Source organism: Ferruginibacter sp., from assembly GCF_049840995.1.
Taxonomy (GTDB): Bacteria; Bacteroidota; Bacteroidia; order Chitinophagales; family Chitinophagaceae; genus Ferruginibacter.
In genome coordinates, this window is sequence record NZ_JASGIP010000003.1 from 1668103 (window position 1) to 1687349 (window position 19247).

At 42.5% G+C, this 19247-nt stretch carries 18 protein-coding genes; 9 read left to right on the forward strand and 9 right to left on the reverse strand.

The annotated features are described in order from the left end of the window. Positions 1–112 precede the first annotated feature (112 nt). The 3 genes from QM738_RS08985 (at position 113) to QM738_RS08995 (ending at position 3188) form a co-directional block, all read left to right on the forward strand. Positions 113–1375: an adenylosuccinate synthase gene (locus QM738_RS08985; RefSeq protein WP_462276354.1), complete on the forward strand. Its 1263-nt coding sequence runs from the start codon at positions 113–115 to the stop codon at positions 1373–1375. Between the two features lie 80 nt (positions 1376–1455). Then, positions 1456–1887, forward strand: a complete 432-nt coding sequence (locus tag QM738_RS08990; RefSeq protein ID WP_462276355.1) for a hypothetical protein — start codon at positions 1456–1458, stop codon at positions 1885–1887. 17 nt (positions 1888–1904) lie between these two features. Next, on the forward strand, positions 1905–3188 hold the full coding sequence (locus QM738_RS08995) for an anthranilate synthase component I family protein (protein ID WP_462276356.1): 1284 nt from the start codon (positions 1905–1907) through the stop codon (positions 3186–3188). Here QM738_RS08995 and QM738_RS09000 read toward each other — a convergent pair whose 3' ends face one another. From QM738_RS09000 to QM738_RS09030, 7 genes are all read right to left on the reverse strand, one after another. Beyond that, complete coding sequence (locus QM738_RS09000) at positions 3189–4388, reverse strand: lytic transglycosylase domain-containing protein (protein ID WP_462276357.1); 1200 nt, start codon at positions 4386–4388, stop codon at positions 3189–3191. Further along, on the reverse strand, positions 4388–5863 hold the full coding sequence (gene gatA / locus QM738_RS09005; protein WP_462276358.1) for an Asp-tRNA(Asn)/Glu-tRNA(Gln) amidotransferase subunit GatA: 1476 nt from the start codon (positions 5861–5863) through the stop codon (positions 4388–4390). Before gatA ends, QM738_RS09000 begins: the two co-directional genes overlap by 1 nt. A gap of 114 nt (positions 5864–5977) precedes the next feature. After that, the gene (locus tag QM738_RS09010) at positions 5978–6244 is read right to left on the reverse strand and encodes a Sec-independent protein translocase subunit TatA/TatB (RefSeq protein ID WP_462276359.1); all 267 of its coding nucleotides are present in this window, start codon (positions 6242–6244) and stop codon (positions 5978–5980) included. Between the two features lie 107 nt (positions 6245–6351). Further along, positions 6352–6483, reverse strand: a complete 132-nt coding sequence (locus QM738_RS09015; protein ID WP_462276360.1) for a hypothetical protein — start codon at positions 6481–6483, stop codon at positions 6352–6354. 182 nt (positions 6484–6665) lie between these two features. Next, positions 6666–7025 carry a 50S ribosomal protein L19 gene (rplS, locus tag QM738_RS09020; protein WP_462276361.1) on the reverse strand — a complete coding sequence of 120 codons (360 nt, stop codon included), beginning with the start codon at positions 7023–7025 and terminating at the stop codon, positions 6666–6668. A gap of 195 nt (positions 7026–7220) precedes the next feature. Further along, a complete protein-coding gene (rny, locus tag QM738_RS09025; RefSeq protein WP_462276362.1) occupies positions 7221–8786 on the reverse strand; it encodes a ribonuclease Y in 1566 nt (521 codons plus the stop codon). A 167-nt stretch (positions 8787–8953) separates the two neighbouring features. Next, positions 8954–9238 (reverse strand): cell division protein ZapA, encoded by a 285-nt coding sequence (locus QM738_RS09030; RefSeq protein ID WP_462276363.1) that lies wholly within the window; start codon positions 9236–9238, stop codon positions 8954–8956. 171 nt (positions 9239–9409) lie between these two features. Here QM738_RS09030 and QM738_RS09035 point away from each other — a divergent pair, with 171 nt between their 5' ends. Beyond that, a complete protein-coding gene (locus QM738_RS09035; RefSeq protein WP_462276364.1) occupies positions 9410–9664 on the forward strand; it encodes a hypothetical protein in 255 nt (84 codons plus the stop codon). Between the two features lie 3 nt (positions 9665–9667). Here the strand turns inward: QM738_RS09035 and QM738_RS09040 are convergent, their stop codons facing one another. Then, on the reverse strand, positions 9668–9955 hold the full coding sequence (locus tag QM738_RS09040) for a hypothetical protein (RefSeq protein ID WP_462276365.1): 288 nt from the start codon (positions 9953–9955) through the stop codon (positions 9668–9670). A gap of 77 nt (positions 9956–10032) precedes the next feature. Further along, entirely contained in the window at positions 10033–12459 is a 2427-nt protein-coding gene (gene pheT, locus QM738_RS09045) for a phenylalanine--tRNA ligase subunit beta (RefSeq protein ID WP_462276366.1), read from the reverse strand. A 370-nt stretch (positions 12460–12829) separates the two neighbouring features. Here pheT and dnaB point away from each other — a divergent pair, with 370 nt between their 5' ends. The 5 genes from dnaB to QM738_RS09070 all read left to right on the forward strand — a co-directional run bounded on the left by dnaB (position 12830) and on the right by QM738_RS09070 (position 19209). Beyond that, a complete protein-coding gene (gene dnaB, locus QM738_RS09050; protein WP_462276367.1) occupies positions 12830–14416 on the forward strand; it encodes a replicative DNA helicase in 1587 nt (528 codons plus the stop codon). Between the two features lie 130 nt (positions 14417–14546). After that, complete coding sequence (locus QM738_RS09055) at positions 14547–15257, forward strand: 16S rRNA (uracil(1498)-N(3))-methyltransferase (protein WP_462276368.1); 711 nt, start codon at positions 14547–14549, stop codon at positions 15255–15257. Between the two features lie 31 nt (positions 15258–15288). Continuing rightward, complete coding sequence (locus QM738_RS09060) at positions 15289–17103, forward strand: tetratricopeptide repeat-containing sensor histidine kinase (protein WP_462276369.1); 1815 nt, start codon at positions 15289–15291, stop codon at positions 17101–17103. Positions 17104–17120: 17 nt separating this feature from the next. Then, the gene (locus QM738_RS09065) at positions 17121–18530 is read left to right on the forward strand and encodes a sensor histidine kinase (RefSeq protein WP_462276370.1); all 1410 of its coding nucleotides are present in this window, start codon (positions 17121–17123) and stop codon (positions 18528–18530) included. 55 nt (positions 18531–18585) lie between these two features. Beyond that, positions 18586–19209, forward strand: a complete 624-nt coding sequence (locus QM738_RS09070) for a response regulator (protein ID WP_462276371.1) — start codon at positions 18586–18588, stop codon at positions 19207–19209. Positions 19210–19247 lie beyond the last annotated feature (38 nt).

Genomic DNA, 19247 nt, shown 5'->3' on the forward strand with positions numbered 1-19247 from the left:
CAACTTTCAAACAAAACCAATTCATTTTAGGTGGTTGTTGATTTTCAATTTATTTTTACGCCTTGTACTTCCGGTAAATCTAAAATCATAAATCTAAAATCACAAATCAATAATGGTTGATGTAATATTAGGCCTGCAGTGGGGCGACGAAGGCAAGGGAAAAATAGTGGATTATTTTGCACATAACTACGATGTGGTGGCCAGGTTCCAGGGTGGGCCCAATGCAGGGCATACATTGTATGTAGATGGTAAAAAAATTGTACTGCACCAGATACCCAGCGGTATCTTTCACGAACAAAAGACCAACCTGATCGGTAATGGCGTGGTATTGGATGCAGTAACGCTTAAAAGAGAATGCGATAATGTAGCGGCTTTTGGCGTGAATTATAAAAAGAACCTGTACATCAGCGAACGTGCACACCTGATACTGCCCACGCACCGTGCCATTGACAAAGCCAGCGAACTGAGCAAAGGCAATGAAAAGATCGGCAGCACTTTAAAAGGTATTGGCCCGGCTTATATGGACAAGACCGGCCGTAACGGTTTAAGGGTGGGTAATTTATTAGACAAGAGTTTTACAACAGAATACATCAAACTGCGTTTAAAGCACCAGAAGCTGCTGGACAGTTTTAATTTCCAGGAAGACATCAGCGCATGGGAAGAAGAATTTTTTGAGGCCATCGATTTTCTGCGTGATTTTAAAATTGTGAACGGCGAATATTTTATCAACGAAAAGATACAACAAGGGCAGAAAGTGTTGGCCGAAGGCGCACAGGGCAGCATGCTGGATGTGGATTTTGGTACATTCCCTTTTGTAACAAGCAGCAATACAATATCCGCTGGTGTCTGTACTGGTTTGGGCATTGCGCCGCAAAAGATCAAGGAGGTTTTTGGTGTATCCAAAGCCTATTGTACCAGGGTGGGCAGCGGGCCTTTCCCTACCGAACTGAATGACGAGACGGGCGAGCTGATACGCAAAACGGGTAGCGAATTTGGCGCCACTACCGGCAGGCCAAGGCGTTGCGGATGGATAGACCTGGTGGCATTACAGTTTGCCTGCATGGTAAATGGTGTAACCCAGATAATCATGACCAAAGCAGATATCCTGGACAACCTGGACGAATTGAAAGTATGTAATGCCTACAATGTGAATGGCGAAGAAAAGAGCTTCGTTCCTTTCCAGATGAACAGGGTGAACATAGAACCAAAGTACAAAAGCTTTGAGGGATGGAAGACCAATATCAGCCAGCTGACAGATTTTGAACAACTTCCGCAGCAAATGAAAACCTACATCGATTACCTCAATAAATTCCTGAAAGTACCCGTGAAATATATCAGTAACGGACCGGGAAGAGACCAGATCATTGTAGCGTAAAAAAAATAAAAAAAAGTTGTAAATATTTTTGGCAATTTAAAAAACTCGTGGAAATTTTACAGTAACAACCTGTTCAATTTATGGCAATAAAATCCGAAAAAGAAAAAAAGACAACTGCTAAGAACGCAGTAACAGAAATTACATCTGCAAAAAAGTCTGCTCCTAAGAAAAAAGACGAAGATGATGATGACGATGATGATTTTGATGATGAGGAAGATGTAAAACCTGCAAAAGGCAAAGGCGCATCAAAGAAAAAATCAAGCGATGATGACGATGATGATGACGATGATGATGTGGAAGTAGAAGATGATTGGGATAAACCGGAAGAAGATGATAACTGGGATCCTGATTTTGATGAGTTTGATGTTCCTAAATCCAAATCTAAAAAAGGCGGCGGCGGTAGTAAAAAACCGGGTAAAGATGATGACGACTTTAAATTAGATGATGATTTTAAAGACCTCGGATTGGATGACCTGGGCGGCGGCGGCTTTGATGACGATGATGATTTTTAGGATATTCAAAAAAAGTAGTGAATACAAATTCAATAACTTTTTCGATAAGTAATTTTACCGAATTCAGAATAAAAATGTTGAACTGGGCCAACCGGTTCAACATTTTTTGTTTGCTGGATAACCAGCACTATAACTTCTCTGCTCCTGCATTTGAATGCCTGCTGGCTGCGGGATGCAGGAGGAATATCAGCGCACAGGCAGGCAATGCATTTGAAACACTCCGGGCATTCACTGCACAAAATAAAGGCTGGCTCTTTGGCCACTTTGGTTATGATCTTAAAAACGAGACAGAACAATTAGAGTCCAAACATTTTGACGGCATTGGATTTGACGACCTGCATTTTTTTGAACCGGAAATAGTTGTACAGCTTTCAGAGAACAAAGTAATGATCAGTAGTGAAGGGAATGCACAGCAGGTGTTCAACGAAATAGAAAACCAACAGTCATATATACACGAAAATAAAAACCTGCACACTGCTATCGACAGCAGGATCAATAAAGAAACTTATATTGACATCATTGAACAATTGCGCCGTCATATACTCAGGGGCGATTGCTACGAGATCAATTTTTGCCAGGAATTTTATGCCGAAGCAATATCGCTTGACGCTGTAGCATTGTATCATAAACTCACCACCCTTTCTCCCAATCCCTTTGCGGCATTGTATAAAGTAAACGACCGCTATTGTATTTGCGCCAGCCCCGAAAGATACCTGAAGAAAGAAGGTAGCAGGATCATTTCGCAGCCCATTAAAGGTACCAGCAAAAGAAACCTGCAGGATGAAAAGGCAGACGCTGCAAATAAAAATTATTTGACCAGCAACCAGAAGGAAAAAAGTGAGAACGTAATGGTGGTGGACCTTGTAAGAAATGACCTGAGCAAAGTATGTAAAGAAGGTACTGTAAAAGTAGATGAACTGTTTGGCGTATACAGCTTTCCGCAGGTACACCAGATGATCAGCACCATCAGCGGCGAATTAAAAGAGGAGGTACACTGGATCGATATCATCAAAGCAACTTTCCCGATGGGTTCTATGACAGGTGCTCCTAAAAAAAGAGTGATGGAGCTGATAGAACAATACGAGCAAACTAAAAGAGGATTGTTTGCCGGTTCTATCGGTTATATCAACCCACAGGGCGATTTTGATTTTAATGTAGTGATACGCAGTATTTTTTATAACGCCGGCACAAAATATCTTTCCTTCCAGGCGGGTGGTGGCATTACCTTTTACAGCGAGCCGGAAAAAGAATACGAAGAAAGTTTGCTTAAAGCAGCGGCAATGATGAAAGTGCTGGAATAATTATCCCTTTTTCTTTTTGGGAGCAGGCGCTTTTTCTTTTTTTACTTCGGGGTAAAAGGTCTGGTTGTTCTGTATATCCGCATCGCCCAGTAATACCTGCACACATTCATTTAAAATGCTGTATTTATTGGTAAGAAAAAGCTGCATCTTATCCTGTGGCAAACGCAGGTCGTAGTTACCATTGTTCACCATCATATTATCAAACTCAGGATTAAAGCGGTTGAACTGTATGATATCCATTGCCAGGTTCTTGGCAATGATCAATGAATTGTATTTACCCGAAATGGTTTGTGTGGAAGTTGTTTCCAGCTCTTCAGCGGTAAGCTGTGGTTTGTTATCAAAAGGGTTGGCGCCGCCGTTGATATCAACAAGGCCGTTACCACTGTTAGGGTTAACCGAAGTAGTAACACCTCCACCGCCTTCCATGATAAAATGGGTAGCAATAAAACGTTTTACATACGTGCGGGACTCTTCAGGCAAATAATACTGCAGCTCCCAGAAATTCCTGCTGCCGCTTTTTTTAATAGCGCTGTACACCCTGCCGGGGCCACCGTTATAGGCTGCCATTACCAATAACCAATCGTGTAACTGGCGGTATAAGGTCAACAAATACCTGGATGCCGCATGCGTACTTTTAAAATAATCCCTCCGCTCATCGTAGTAACCATTTACCACCAGGCCGTAATCCCGTGCAGTATAAGGCATAAACTGCCAGGGGCCGCCTGCGCCTTTATAGCTGGTGGCGCCGGTGCTTAAATTAGATTCAATTACAGCAATGTATTTCAATTCCCTGGGCAGGCCGTATTGTACCAGGATATTTTCGATCAGGTTGAAATAAGGCTGGCCCCATCCCTTCATTTTGGTGAGATAAGTACCATGCGCCTTCATATAATCCTGTATAAAAAGATTGGCGCTGGGGTTTACCTGCGATGAATAAGAAAGCGTTGGATTGTAACTGTATTTGGAGAACAGGTTCTTAAAACCGTACTTGGTAACCTGGCTGAAGTATTCCACCTTTTCTTTTGTAGGCGCAGCCTTAGTCTTTATCACTTCATCTATCAGCTCGTCTTCCTTCTTTTTATCTTCGGTGGTGGTATCGTTTAAAGCCGGATCCTGCTGTTGATAAAAATCAATATTGCCCGCTTTTACTTTTGGTAAAGCAAGCAATAAGATCAACAGTATTTGTATAATTCGTTTCATTAATTATTTTGGGCTGTGTAGCTTTTATGGTACTGCACCAGGTACTCCGAAAACTGCAGCAAAGTTAATTCATCTGCCTTAGCTGTCATAATCTGCAGCCCAAAAGGCATTTGGTTGCTGTGTTTGAACAGTGGTACAGAAATGCCCGGTATGCCCGTTAAATTGGCAAATACGGTATAGATATCGGCCAGGTACATGGCAATAGGGTCGCCGGTTTTTTCACCAAAACTAAAGGCGGTGGTGGGGCTGGTAGGCAGTATAACTGCATCATATTCAGTAAAAACGGCCTTGGTCTTGTCAACCAGCAAGCGGCGTACCTGCTGTGCCTTGCTGAAGTAGGCATCATAGTAACCGGCGCTTAAAACAAAGGTGCCCAGCAGTATCCTGCGCTGCACTTCTTTGCCAAAACCCTCACTGCGGGTGCGCTTGTAAAACTCTGTTAAATCTGCTACCGGGGCCTGGCTGCGGTACCCAAAACGCACCCCGTCGAACCTGCTGAGGTTACTGCTGGCTTCGGCGGTGGTTAAAACATAATAAGCCGGCACCACGTAATCCAGCAGTTCAAAGTCAATTTCGGCAACGGTATGGCCTTCGGCTTTTAACTGCTCTGTTAACGCCAGTATCTTTTCTTTTATTTCTTTATCGAGAGAAGGATGGTAAAGCGCTTCTTTAAAAAATGCGATCCTGTATTTTTTAGCAGGTAATTGCTGCAATGATCCTGCATAGTCCGTATTGCTTTCTGTAAGAGATGCCGTAGGCAGGGCTGTGCTGTCAAATGCATCGGCGCCTTCCATGATATCCAGCAAAAGGGCAGCATCCTGCACATTGTTGCTGAAGATACCTATCTGGTCGAAGGAGGAAGCGTAGGCAATAAGCCCATAACGCGATATACGGCCATAGGAGGGCTTTAATCCAACAATGCCACAGAAGTCTGCAGGTTGCCTTACAGAGCCGCCTGTATCGCTGCCGAGGCTTACCATACATAACCCAGCCTGCACCGCTACAGCACTACCGCCGGAAGAACCGCCGGGCACTTTGCCGTTATCCGCTGCATTGAGCACATTGCCGTATACCGAATTTTCGTTGGTGCTGCCCATAGCAAATTCATCGCAATTGCAGCTGCCGATAATGATGGCATCTTCATCCAGCAATCGTTGTACGGCAGTGGCAGAATAAAGGCTGGTAAAGCCTTCCAGTATCTTTGAAGCGGCGGTTACTTTGTGATCCTTATAGCAGATAACATCCTTGATGGCTATTACAACGCCGTGCAGTTTCTTCAACGGCTCGCCTTCCTGCCTTTTTTTATCCAGCTCCATCGCTTTTTGCAGGGCTTCTGCCGCGTACACTTCCACAAAGGCATTGAGTTGTTGTTGCTGTTCTATCTGCAGCAGGTAATGGGTAACAGCATCGGTACAGGTACCGTTGTTCTGCAAAAGATCTTTATGGTATTGCTGAATATTGCCAAACGTAAACATATCAATGGCGGGGTGGGGTTGAATAAATATTATGCAAATCGGCTGAAGCGATGACACATAGAATTGTACACCACTTCAGCCGAAAATATTACTACCGGAAGCTAACCGTACTGGTTACGATGTCTGCTTCTGTTGTTCCAGTTGCTGTTTCAGTTGCCTGATCTCTTCGTCTTTATCTTTTTCTTTCATTCCTTCCTCAATTTCGCTTTTCACATTGGCTTTTGCGTCGTTGAATTCACGCATACCTTTACCGATACCCCTCATTAATTCAGGAATTTTTTTGCCGCCAAACATCAGTAAAACCACAACAATTATCAATATCCATTCACCCCCGCCTGGCAGGGAGAATAAGAAAATGGCATTCATAAGTGATACTATCATAATAAATATTTAGACAGCAAAGATAAACCAAATATTTACTTGTTGTAGTAAATACAGCAATATTATTAACCTGTGGTTAACATGCTTTGTACGGCTTTAAAGAATGATTAACGAAGATAGTTCTTACCACACCTGGCACGGCCATTGGCGGCTTGTTCTACAGTAATACTCCTGGAGCAGGAAACTAAGAAAGAAACAGTGAAAATTACGATCAGGGAAAATACAATACTTCTTCTCATGGTAAAAAAGGGTTTAACGGTTAAAAAATAAAACAGTAAATCTTAAGGGGTAAAAGTTCGTTCAGAGGTATTGTATTTGGTAACTGATTCATTCAATTACTGTACCAAATATACGCTGTAAAAAACAAAAATGCAAGAATCCGGGCAGAATTCTTGCATGTAAATATTTGAAAATGTGTAACTTATTTGGCGACAGCCATTCTTTTTTCCCTGATACGGGCGCTTTTACCGCTCCTGTCACGCAGGTAGTACAGCTTGGCACGGCTTACTTTACCTACTTTGTTCAGCACGATGCTCTCGATATTTGGAGAAAATACAGGGAACAAACGTTCTACACCTACACCATCGCTCATTTTACGTACTGTAAAAGAAGCTGTGGCACCGGTACCCTGGCGTTTGATCACATCGCCTTTAAAGCTCTGGATACGTTCTTTGGTACCTTCAATGATCTTATAGTTAACAGTGATGTTATCACCTGCTTTAAACTTTGGGAGCGTTGGTTTTGAGGTCAACTGCTCATGAACAAATGCTACTGCGTTCATAATCTTATTTTTTACGGACGGCAAAGGTAGGGGAAAAAGTTGATAGTTGAAAGTGCAAAGTTGAAAGTTTTTTAAATTCAATAGCTTTTCTTTTTTCTTGCAAAACAAAAATCCGGCGATAGGTTCGCCGGATTTAATATTATCTACTGGTATAAAAGCAGTTAACTTTCAACTTTTAACCATGAATTTTGAACTTTATCTTGCTACGTTCACCGATCTTTTTTCGCGGATAACGGTTACTTTGATCTGGCCGGGGAAGGTCATTTCGGTCTGGATCTTCTGGGCTATCTCAAAACTCAGTTTATCGCTGTCACCATCGGTTACTTTATCAGCTTCCACAATCACCCTTAATTCACGGCCGGCCTGTATTGCATAGGCTTTTTCCACGCCGGTATAGCCCATAGCCATATTTTCCAGGTCTTTGATACGCTGTATATATTGCTGCATGATCTCGCGCCTTGCACCCGGCCTTGCACCGCTGATGGCATCGCAGGCCTGTATGATGGGGGAGATCACGTATTGCATTTCCATTTCATCATGGTGAGCGCCAATGGCATTTACCACGGCAGGGTTTTCACCATATTTTTCCGCCAGTTTAGCACCTAATAAGGCGTGGCTCAATTCTGTTTCTTCGTCGGGCACTTTACCAATATCGTGTAATAGACCAGCACGTTTGGCCAGTTTGGGGTTCATGCCCAGCTCGCCGGCCATGATAGCACAAAGATTGGCGGTTTCACGGCTGTGCATCAGCAGGTTCTGGCCATAAGAAGAGCGGAAGCGCATGCGGCCCACCATTCTTATCAGTTCTTTATGCAGGCCATGCACACCCAGTTCCATAGCAGTGCGTTCACCAATTTCCATTACCTGGTCGTCCAGTTGCCTTTTGGTTTTTTCCACCACTTCCTCAATGCGGGCAGGGTGAATACGGCCGTCGGCCACCAGGCGCTGTAATGATAAACGGGCTATTTCGCGGCGTAATGGATCGAAGGAAGAAAGTACGATCGCTTCGGGAGTATCGTCCACTATCAGGTCCACACCTGTTGCGGCTTCAATAGCACGGATATTCCTGCCCTCGCGGCCAATGATAGAACCTTTTATTTCGTCACTTTCCAGGTTGAATACAGTGATGGAATTTTCGATGGCTACTTCTGCAGCAGTACGCTGTATGGTTTGAATTACGATCTTACGGGCTTCTTTACCAGCCTTTTGCTTGGCATCTTCAATAATTTCCTGCTGTATGGCAATGGCTTTTGTCTGGGCCTCCTGTTTCAGGCTTTCTATCAGTTGGGTTTTTGCGTCTTCGGCGGTAAGACCGGCCACTTTTTCCAGGCGGCGGATATGCTCTTCCTGGTGTTTTTCCAGCTCGGTACGCTTGGTGTTCACCACCTCTATCTGGCGGTTAAGCGTTTGCTTAATGCCTTCATTTTCTTTGATCTGCTTTTCCAGGTTCTGGTCTTTCTGGTTCAGCGATTGTTCTTTTTGTTTAATGCGGCTTTCTCCCTCAATGATCTTCTGGTTGCGCTGCAACACCTCTTTATCATGTTCGGCTTTTAATACCACCATTTGTTCTTTGGCTTCTAAAAGCTTTTCTTTTTTAAGATTTTCAGCCTGTAACTGGCCATCTGCAACTATTTTTTGTGCCTGTTGCTCAGCTTCTTCCAGCCTTTTTTGCGTGTTTTTGGCAAAAATCAGCTTACCCAGTATTACCCCAACTACAAGGGCGGCAATACCAATGATGATGTAAATTATGGTCGGTTCCATTGAATGTTTTTGTTTTAAAACGGTTCACAATCTGATATATCCTCTCTAAACCCATATAAATAAATGAGATAGTTAGTAGGCGAAGATAGTAAAATTGTTTGGAGTTTTTGGTGGCCGGCGCTTCGATTTAGCGAAGCATTATAAAAAAATGTGTTGCCAGTGCAGGTTTACAGGGCTTTATCCAGCTGTTCTTCTAATTTAAGCAGGGCATCGGTAAATTCTTTTTCCATTACAGGGCTGTTGCCGGCTGTGGCAGCCTGGGTGGCAAACCATATCAGCACCATCGAAATATAATCCTGCATATCCTTACCGGCAAACTGGGTTTTAAATTCAATTATCTTATCATTTATGATTTTTAGTGTACGGCGTACCGATTCCTCGTCTGCAGGATTGGTTTTTATGCGGTATGTTCTATCACCAATTACAATATTTACCGGTATCAGCTCTTGCATAATTAAAATTAATGTTTTATCTTGTAACCCTTACCAAAGAAAGCACCAATTTTCCTATCTCAAAATCACCGCCGTCGTTTACCCATTACTTTTATGGTAATGGATTGACATCTTTACCTTATCCAAAACGCAACCCTCATTACCATTTAAGAATTTTAACCAGTTTAAACCATGTTTGCCAAAATTAAACAAGCATTCTTCACCGATTCGCTTACCATTGAATGGGACAGGATCACGCCTGATCCATTGAAATTTGTTTTAAAGAACGACAAGGGAGAGGTGTGCACCACTTTAGAAACCACCCCATCTCACAACCAGAAATATTTTAACTGGAGGGGTCTTAATGACCTGCCTTATGGCCGGTATTTTTTAGAACTGAGCGGTACCGAAGGCGACCAGTTATTGAAATTGGTGAAGAGGGTGTAAATTTTACCCGCCCAGCAGGCCAATACATTTGTCTATTTCTTTAATGTACTGGTTGATGTGTTTTTCAAAAGCCTTTTTTTCAGCAGCATTCATTTGACCTGTTGAAGCCTTGAGTATGCCTGCCTGTTGCTGCAGTTCGCTGATGGTTTGGGTATTCTTTTCTTTTGTTTCCTGCAATTCTTTTATCAGTTTGCTCTGGCGCTCGTTGTCCTTCAATAGCTGGTTGTACTGCCGCAGCAGTTTTTGCAGCTTATCGTTGATGCGTTTGATATTTGTTTGCAATTCTGACATCGTTCTGCATCTCCCTTTCGACCGGAGATTTTAAAATAGTATTTAGATGTATGTTTCTTTAATAAAACAATGTACTGCTATTTCCTGATCTCTGCATTCAGTTCCTTTTCATAAGCGCCGATGATCTTGTTCATCATCGTATCTATCTCTGCATCGGTCATGGTCTTCTCTTCATCAGAAAAGGTAAAGCTTACCGCCATTGATTTTTTTCCTGCGCCCAGTTTTTCGCTTTCAAACACATCGAACAGGTTAATGCTCTTCAACTTGTTCAGCTTTACTGCAAAGGTGGTTTTTTCTATCTGCTGGTAAGCGATATTTTTATCCACCACTATGGCAAGGTCCCGCTGTACCGAAGGGAATTTCGGTATCTCTTTAAAGCTGATGCTGTTTTTTTTATTCAGCTGCATCAGTTTATCCCAGTTGATATCTGCAAAGAATACCGGCTGCCTGCAATCGAACTTATCCAGCGTTTTTTTATTTATCTCGCCGATTACCGCCACTACTTCATTCCTGCTTTTTACCTCGATGGCATTTGCCAGTTTTTCGTTTTCAACCGCTGTAAATTCACTGATAGTTAAACCAGAAAGTGCTGCTATTTTTTCCACGGCGGCTTTTACAAAATACAGGTCGGCCTTTTGCGCTTTGCTGTTCCAGTTGCCTTCAATTTTGGTGCCGGTTACAAATAAGCACAAGTGATTATCTTCGGCGTAAGTGCCCACACCACTGGTGGAATAGGTTCTGCCAAATTCAAAAAAGCGGATATTATTGTTCTTACGGTTAAGATTATGCGCAATAGTTTCCAGCCCTGTTTCCAGCATGGAGGGACGCATTACGTTCAGCTCTTCACTCAGGTTATTGATCATTTTAACTGTGCTCTGCAAAACCGTTTCGGAAAAATAAGCGCTGTTGGTAATGCTGTTGGTAAATATCTCGTTGAAGCCAAGGCCTACTAAATAAGCCGCTGTCTTTTCCTGGTAAGCGGTGGTATGCGCCATGGTTTCCACGGCAGGCGCTATAGAGATCATTTGTGGTATCTCCACATTATCCAGCCCGTCTATCCGCATGATCTCTTCCACCAGGTCGGCTCCAATGGAAATATCGGGTTTGCTGAAGGGTACTTTCACCCACATTTCATCCATCCCTTCTTTTATCATTTCAAAACCAAGACTGGTGAGTATATTCTTTACTGTATCGCCATGATAATTTTTACCACTTAACTTTTTAAGGTAATGGTATTTAAGCGCCACTTCTGTTTTTGGTTTGGGATCGGGATATACATCCACCACATCGCTGGCTATCTGTCCGCCTCCGATCTCTTTGATCATGATGGCAGCCCGCTTTAATACGTTTACGGTATTACTGATGTCCACACCTTTTTCAAATCTTGCAGCTGCATCGGTACGAAGGCCATGACGGAAAGATGTTTTACGGGTGGTGGAGGGATCGAACCAGGCGCTTTCTAAAAAAATATTTTTTGTGGTGGCTGTTACACCGCTTTTTAAACCACCAAATACACCGGCAATGCACATAGGCGCTTCGGTATTGCAGATGAGCAGGTCTTCGGCAGACAGTTTTCTTTCTTTACTGTCCAGGGTTATGAATGGTGTGCCTTCCGCAACATTTTTCACGATCACTTTTTTACCGGTGATAGCATCTGCATCAAAGGCGTGCAGTGGCTGTCCGGTTTCGTGCAATATAAAGTTGGTGATGTCTACAATATTATTGATCGGGCGCAGGCCGATGCTTTTTAATTTTTGCTGCAGCCATTTCGGGCTTTCGGCAATGGTTACCCCTTGTATGCTTACGCCGCTGTAACGCTGGCAGGCAGTGGTGTTTTCAATTACCACTTCTACCGGCAATGTATGGTTATCGGCTTTAAAATTATTTTTAAAAGGAGATCTTACCGAAGTATCTTTTTTATTGTGGTGCGAAAGATAAGCACACACGTCTTTGGCTACTCCCAAATGGCTCATGGCATCCATACGGTTGGGGGTAAGGCCAATTTCGTAAATGATATCAGTATAAGTATTGAAATATTCTGCCGCAGGGGTACCCACTTTTGCATCGGCAGGTAACACCAGAATGCCGTCATGGCTTTGCCCTAGTCCTATCTCATCTTCGGCACAGATCATACCATGACTTTCAGCGCCGCGGATCTTTGCTTTTTTCATGGTAAGCGGTTCCCCGGTGCTGGGGTAAATAGTGGTGCCAATGGTGGCCACCACCACTTTTTGACCGGCTGCCACATTGGGCGCCCCGCAAACGATCTGCAGGGGATCGCCGCTGCCAATTGTTACTTTGGTGAGCGATAATTTATCTGCATCAGGATGTTTCTGGCATTCCAGTACTTCGCCGATCACGAGGCCCTTCAACCCGCCTTTTACTTCTTCAAAGGCTTCCATCGTCTCCACTTCAAGCCCTATTGAAGTCAAAATTCTGCTTAATTTTTCCGGTTCCACCTTCTCCGGCAGGTATTCACTGAGCCAATTGTAACTGATCGTCATTGCTATAAATTGTTTTCTTTTACCGGCAGCAAAGATAATTGTTTGGCTATGAAATAGGGCATACAGATAATTGCCGAAATGTTTTAAAAAAAATACCGACACCGGCATTTTTTAAGGTGCAGAAAAAGAAATTTGGAGATTACCAAATTGTTAATAAAAGCAGGTGGCGGGGCAATTTTGTTGATTTTTAAATTGTGGGTTTGCTGTTAATAAGCCGTGGATAAGCTAACTTTGTTGTGAATGAAGCGTGGAAAACATGTATAAATCCGTTTTATGGCCTGTTGTGCATAAAAATGATAAGGACTATAATGTTGATTTCATTTTATCTTAGCCGCCCTGCCAAAAAATAACCCAGGCCAGCAAGAACTATATGGAACTTACTAATTATAATAAAGATAAAAAGACCCGCCGTAAAGCCATACCCGATCTGAGCGGTATGATATACGGTAAAGTACCCCCACAGGCAAAAGAACTGGAAGAAGCCGTACTTGGCGCCATTATGCTTGAAAAGAGTGCATTTGACACCGTTATCGAGATACTAAAACCCGAATGTTTTTATGTGGATGCCAACCAGCGCATCTTCAGGGCCATGCAGGGCCTGGCTATTAAAAGCCTGCCTATTGATCTGCTGACGGTGGTGGAAGAACTGAAATTCAGGGAAGAGCTGGACCTGGTGGGTGGCCCGTATTATGTTACCAAGTTGACGAATGCGGTGGTATCATCGGCCAATATTGATGCACACAGCCGTATCGTTTTACAGAAATTCATTCAGCGGGAGCTGATCAGGATCAGCGGGGAGATATTGGGTGATGCTTATGAAGATAGTACGGATGTATTTGATATGCTGGATGAGGCTGAAGGAAAACTGTTCGAGATCACCAATAATCACCTGCGTAAGAATTTTGATACCATTGATACGGTGCTGGTAAAAACCATTCAGCGTATTGAGGATATGCGTAACCGTAATGATGATATTACGGGTGTGCCTACAGGTTTCCCTACCATGGATAAGATCACGTACGGCTGGCAGCCTACGGATCTGATCATTTTGGCAGCAAGGCCATCTGTGGGTAAAACGGCTTTTGCATTGAACCTTGCCCGCAGTGCGGCTGTGCCCGAAGATCCATCCAAGGCAGTGCCCGTTGCTTTTTTCAGTTTGGAAATGAGCAGCAGCCAGTTGGTGCAACGTATATTAAGTGCCGAGAGCGAGATATGGCTGGAGAAGATATCCCGTGGTAAACTGGAGGAGCATGAAATGAAGCAGCTGTATAAAAAAGGTATTGAAAAATTAAGCAAGGCGCCGATATTTATTGATGATACTGCGGCCTTGAATATTTTTGAACTGAGGGCAAAATGCCGCCGTTTAAAGAATAAACATAATCTTGGACTGATCATTATTGACTACCTGCAGCTGATGAGTGGCGCCGGTGATAACCGCAACAGCAACCGTGAGCAGGAGATCAGTAAAATATCGAGGGACCTGAAAGGTTTGGCGAAAGAACTGCAGGTGCCGATCATTGCGCTATCGCAGTTAAGTCGTGAAGTAGAAAAAAGGAAAGAGGGTAATAAGATACCGCAGTTATCGGATCTGAGGGAATCGGGTGCTATTGAGCAGGATGCGGATATGGTAATGTTCCTGTACCGACCCGAATATTATGATATTACCAGCAATGAAATGGGCGAAAGCAATAAAGGCGAGACTTATGTAAAGATAGCCAAGCACCGTAATGGTAGCCTGGATACGGTGAAGCTGAGGGCGATGCTGCATATTCAGAAATTTGTGGAAGATGATCCGGGTGGTGGTGACTTTGGTGGTGGTGGATTCAGTTCTCCCGGTGGTGGCGGTAACTGGAAGCCCGTGGCGGGATTAGATGGCGGTGACGGTGGTGCTAAACTGTATATACAAAAGGGTAGTAAGATGAATGATGGGGAATTTGATGATGAAGCACCTTTCTGATAATGAATAATTTTTAAATGAATAATTAATAATGGAGAGTGATGGTAAAAATTCATTCTCCATTTTTAATTTTACTAAGTTTGACTTAATAATAAATCTAAAATCGCCAATCTCAAATCTACAACCCCTCATGTCGTTGCCTTTTTTTTATACAAAAGATATTGATCTGAACACGACACAGGTTGTGCTGGATGAGGATACGAGCAAACATATTGTGCAGGTATTGCGCATGGAGAATGGAGAACAGTTGCAATTAACGAATGGTAAAGGCGTACTGCTAACTTGTGAAATAGCAGATAATAACCGTAAAAAATGTACCGTAACAGCTATAGATAAATCTGAAATCGTAAATCGTAAATCTGAAATTGCTATTGCTGTTTCTTTAATAAAGAACAATACCCGCTTTGAATGGTTCCTGGAAAAGGCCACCGAGATCGGAGTGGCCACTATTATTCCATTACTGTGTGAACGCACCGAAAAAACGGCATTTAAGTACGAGCGCATGAAAAGTATTTTGGTGAGCGCTATGCTGCAAAGCCAACAGGCATGGATACCCGAATTAAAAGAACCGGTAAAATTCACCACACTTATGGGTCATGCATCTGCATCGCAAAAATTCATTGCGCATTGTATAGATGAAAATAATAAAACGCCTCTCAGCGCTCAACTCCTCAACTCTTCCACCTCTAAACTCATCCTGGTGGGGCCTGAAGGCGATTTTACAAAAGCAGAAATTGAAGCAGCGCTTAAAAGTGGCTTTATGCCGGTGAGCCTGGGCAATACGAGGTTGCGCACAGAAACTGCTGCAGTGGTGGCTGCCACCTTACTTTGCATAGCATAAAAATTCTCCCGCTTTTTCTTATCTTTCATTTATGAATAAAAGCTACCGTTGGTATGTTTTCATAATTGTTTTTTGCGCACCATTCTTTTTGTGCCGGGTAGCTGCACAATCTTTATTACTCGATTCTGCCAAGCAGGTATTTGTACAGCAGCAGGGCAATGATTCACTGTATGTAAGAACCTGTTTTTTTATTGCGGATAATTATATGGATATTGAACAGTATGATTCTGCGCAGATATGGCTGAACAAGATCCACAATAAGCTGCCGGTAAAAAAATCATCGCTCTTCAATTATTTTTTAATTACCCGGCAGGCCGAAGTGTATTATTATAACAACCTGCAGCAACTGGGCCTGCAGGAAAGTTTTAAAGGCCTGCGGGTTGCAAAAGATCTGAATGATAGTTTATTACTTGCAGACAGTTATAATTTTTTAGGGTTGTTTTACATGAACATCGACAGCAGCGAAAAGGCGATCGTTTTTTATAAGAATGGGTTACAGTTTACAAGGCAACCACCTTACCCACTACAATATTTCAGCTTAAGCAAACCACATCATTTATACGGTAATATGTCGGAGGCCTATTATAAGCTGGGCCGTTACGACAGTGCCTTGATCAATATCCGGCTTTCATTGCAAAAAGCCAGCGAGATAGATTGGGGCAGGGGTATTGCTGTGGGGCATACCAGTGCCGGCGATATATTCTTTGCTACTAATAGTATGGACAGTGCATTGTATAATTATCAGTTAGGTAAACAGGCAGCTAAAAATTCAAAAGATATTGATGTGGAATTATTGTGTTACGGAGGTGTTGCCAAATGTTTGAATGCAGTTAATAAATACCAAGAAGCAAAAAAATACCTTGATACAGCATTCAGTATTTTAAAAACCAACCCTACACTGAACCGTTTTTTTGCTTTGCAGTTTTTAAGCGCTGCCACTGCTATCTATAAACAAAGAAATGACCCTGCAATGATGGCGAGAGCGTTGGAAATAAAATCGCATATTGAAGCAGAGAATGTAAAAAGCAATAGTGCGCAAATTCAAACCATATTAAATGCCGGTGTTGAAAATGAAAAGCGTTTGCTTTCGATGGAAGTGATCGATGCACAGCAAAAGCAGAACCTGGCCAATACGCGGCTTATAGTTGTGATCGTGGCTTTTGCTTTGCTGCTGGTTGCTTTTTTCTGGTACCGCTATTTCCAAAAGCAAAAAATGCAGCTGGCCAATGTTAGACAAAAGATCAGCCAGGACCTGCACGATGATATCGGCGCTTCACTGAGCAGTTTGCAGATATATGGCGCTATTGCAGAAAAAACGATTGGCAATGATCCCGGCAAAGCGATTGAGATGGTGCAGAAAATTTCACGCCAGAGCAAATCGGTAATGGAGAATATGAATGATATTGTATGGAGTATGCGCTCTGCGAGTGGAACAGGCATTACGCTGGAAGCAAAGATCAAGAACTTTGCAGTAGAGCTGCTCCAGGACAAGGACATTCATTTTTCCTGCGATATTGCTGCCGAAACAGAAACCGTATTGCAAAGTATGCAGGCAAGGAAAAACATTTTGCTGATCATCAAAGAATCGATCAATAATATTGCCAAGCACAGCAAGGCTACGGAAGCCACCCTACAATTAGGGGTTAAGGACAAACAGTTGCATCTTATTATTGCAGATAATGGGAAAGGTTTTGAAAATACTGCCGCTAAACGCGGGAACGGGTTGGACAATATGAAAATGCGGACAGAAGAACTGAAAGGCAGTTTTGAAATGACCTCTTCCGGCAACGGAACATCGATAAATATTACTATTCCGTTGGCGATCGCTAATAATAAAGGCTGGTGAGCTATATGTAAAATCTTTTGCAGGAAATAATTATGATCAACGGGATCGATATCAATTACCTGGTTATTATAATGGTAACAGGAGCTGTACTGCTGGCTGCTGTTTACCATACGGTGTTGTTTATACACCGTCGTACCACCATACTCGCTCATTACAGCATGTACCTGTGGGCCACTGCACTTTTCACTTTTTACCGGTTGATAAATCCTTCCAGCGAAAGCAATAACCCGTTTTTAAACTTTTTAAACACAGATGAAACTTTGCAAATGTTTGCCTTTGCCATGTATATACGTTTTATGGGCACAGCGTTGGATCTTGATCAGCAAAGGGATAAGAATGCGTGGCGCTTTGTACGTTATTCTTTCTATATCACATTGTGCTATATAGCAATACAGGTGGCCGTTGTTAATGTTACGCTGCCGCATATTGTTTACCTGTCTTTAAAAGTATTGATAAGGATTTATTTATTATTCACAGGATTGTTCATGCTGCTGGCAGTGATATTAAAGCGTAAAAAGGTGTACTATAATTATCTTGCTGCAGGGGCCATTGTTATTATTGCATCAGGTATCATATCTACGGTGGTATATATCGTTAATGTAAAGCATGATTTTTTCTTTAATGCCATATCCTGGATCATGATGGGCTTTTTTGTTGATGTATTACTTTTTTCTTCTGCTATTGGGTATAAGATAAAAACAGATGCATTGGAAAAGGAAGCGGCATTGAGTGATCTCATTAGGCAAAATGAAGTACTGCAACAAAAAGAGATCGAAAAAATTCAGACCATTTATAAAACAAAGGAAGAAGAAAGATTGCGTATTGCGAACGATCTGCATGATGATATCGGTGCTTCGTTAAGCAGCCTGCAGATATACAGCGCCATTGCTGAAAAGAACATTGTTGCAAATCCTGCGAAGACAGAAGAGATGGTGCAGCGGATCGGCAAACAAAGCAAACAGCTTTTAGAGAATATGAATGATATTGTGTGGAGCATGAAAACAGCGGCTGACAGCAGCACCACGCTTGAAGACAAGATCAAGAATTTTGGTGTGGAATTACTTACTGACAGGGATATCAATTTAACCTACGAGATCAGCACGGCAGCAGAAAATGTGTTGCAGAATATTTATGCACGGAAAAATATTTTACTGCTGATAAAAGAAGGTATGAATAATATTGCCAAATACAGCCAGGCAAGAGAAGCCAAAATTGTAATGGGCATTAATAGTGATACGTTGTTTTGCTGTATCAGCGATGATGGTATTGGTTTTAATAATACTGCAGCAACCACAGGTAATGGATTAAAAAATATGCAGTACAGGGTGAATGAACTGAGCGGCGCAATGGATATTATTACTGCAACCGGTGCAGGCACTACCATTTCGGTGATCGTGCCGATAGCAGCAGTAAAAGAAACGGTGTAGCGCTTTCACTAATATTAGTTAACCACTTTATGGTATTAGCAGTTAAATTTGAATAGTGAACATTAAAGTTTTTATTTACGATGATAATCTTTCCCGCAGGGACAGCCTGAAAGCCCTGCTGGAACTGAGTCCTGAGCTGGAGTTTGCGGGAGAGGCCATCAACTGCAGTGCGGCGGTGCAGGATATGGAGACCTGTTTTCCGGATGTGGTATTGATGGATATCAATATGCCGGTGGTGGATGGAATTGAAGGATTAAAGACGATCAAACAAAATTTTCCGCATATTAAAGTATTGATGCAGACAGTGTTTGATGACAGCGATAAGATTTTTGAATGTATCAAGAATGGCGCCAGCGGTTATATTTTAAAGAAAGATCCGCCGCAAAGAATTTTACAAGCCATACAGGAAGTGTATGAAGGCGGTGCGGTAATGAATCCCAGTATTGCATTAAAAGTGCTGGAATATTTTAAACCGCAGGAACAAAAAAGTCCTTTGTCCGAAAGGGAGCAACAGGTATTGCAATTGTTGGCACAAGGGCTGAGTTATAAAATGGTGGCCGATAAATTATTCCTTAGTTTTCATACTGTTAATTCACACGCCAAGCGCATTTACGAAAAACTGCACGTTTCTTCTCTCGGCGAAGCCATAGCCTATTATTACAAGAACCTGCACCAGTAAACCGTTTCACTACAATTAGCGATTGCAACATTTCTACC

What these genes read in the sequence shown, in the direction of transcription:
- dnaB (WP_462276367.1), top strand. Translation starts at nt 12,830, where the DNA reads ATGGAACTTACTAATTATAATAAAGATAAAAAGACCCGCCGTAAAGCC.
- QM738_RS08990 (WP_462276355.1), top strand. Translation starts at nt 1,456, where the DNA reads ATGGCAATAAAATCCGAAAAAGAAAAAAAGACAACTGCTAAGAACGCA.
- QM738_RS09035 (WP_462276364.1), top strand. Translation starts at nt 9,410, where the DNA reads ATGTTTGCCAAAATTAAACAAGCATTCTTCACCGATTCGCTTACCATT.
- QM738_RS09000 (WP_462276357.1), bottom strand. Translation starts at nt 4,388, where the DNA reads ATGAAACGAATTATACAAATACTGTTGATCTTATTGCTTGCTTTACCA.
- pheT (WP_462276366.1), bottom strand. Translation starts at nt 12,459, where the DNA reads ATGACGATCAGTTACAATTGGCTCAGTGAATACCTGCCGGAGAAGGTG.
- rplS (WP_462276361.1), bottom strand. Translation starts at nt 7,025, where the DNA reads ATGAACGCAGTAGCATTTGTTCATGAGCAGTTGACCTCAAAACCAACG.
- QM738_RS09055 (WP_462276368.1), top strand. Translation starts at nt 14,547, where the DNA reads ATGTCGTTGCCTTTTTTTTATACAAAAGATATTGATCTGAACACGACA.
- QM738_RS09030 (WP_462276363.1), bottom strand. Translation starts at nt 9,238, where the DNA reads ATGCAAGAGCTGATACCGGTAAATATTGTAATTGGTGATAGAACATAC.
- rny (WP_462276362.1), bottom strand. Translation starts at nt 8,786, where the DNA reads ATGGAACCGACCATAATTTACATCATCATTGGTATTGCCGCCCTTGTA.
- QM738_RS08985 (WP_462276354.1), top strand. Translation starts at nt 113, where the DNA reads ATGGTTGATGTAATATTAGGCCTGCAGTGGGGCGACGAAGGCAAGGGA.
- QM738_RS09015 (WP_462276360.1), bottom strand. Translation starts at nt 6,483, where the DNA reads ATGAGAAGAAGTATTGTATTTTCCCTGATCGTAATTTTCACTGTTTCT.
- QM738_RS09060 (WP_462276369.1), top strand. Translation starts at nt 15,289, where the DNA reads ATGAATAAAAGCTACCGTTGGTATGTTTTCATAATTGTTTTTTGCGCA.
- QM738_RS09040 (WP_462276365.1), bottom strand. Translation starts at nt 9,955, where the DNA reads ATGTCAGAATTGCAAACAAATATCAAACGCATCAACGATAAGCTGCAA.
- QM738_RS09010 (WP_462276359.1), bottom strand. Translation starts at nt 6,244, where the DNA reads ATGATAGTATCACTTATGAATGCCATTTTCTTATTCTCCCTGCCAGGC.
- gatA (WP_462276358.1), bottom strand. Translation starts at nt 5,863, where the DNA reads ATGTTTACGTTTGGCAATATTCAGCAATACCATAAAGATCTTTTGCAG.